The organism is Candidatus Corynebacterium faecigallinarum (genome assembly GCF_052264515.1).
In the GTDB taxonomy this organism is placed as follows: domain Bacteria; phylum Actinomycetota; class Actinomycetes; order Mycobacteriales; family Mycobacteriaceae; genus Corynebacterium; species Corynebacterium faecigallinarum.
Genome location: NZ_JBQQOC010000105.1, coordinates 1 through 241 on the forward strand (window position 1 = coordinate 1; position 241 = coordinate 241).

Below are 241 nucleotides of genomic sequence, written 5' to 3' on the forward strand. Positions count from 1 at the left end.
TCTCCTTCACCGCCACCGGTGTGCCTGTGATCACCGTCGACGACCCGGGGGTCCAGGCCGCACTCATCCAGGCCATGGATGCCGATGCGGCCGCTACTGCCACCGTGCCAGCTGCGGACACGGCCCCGGTCCTGTCCCGCCCGGCCACCGGGGCTGACAGTGCCTATGTGATCTACACCTCCGGCACCACCGGCAGACCCAAGGGCGTGGCGGTGTCCCACCACGCCATCACCAACCGACT

Annotated in this window: 1 protein-coding gene; it reads left to right on the plus strand. The window is 69.3% G+C overall.

Annotated features, from left to right (window positions below):
* The coding region (locus tag ACTXPP_RS14250) for an AMP-binding protein (protein ID WP_443342792.1) at positions 1–241 on the plus strand (241 nt) is incomplete at both ends.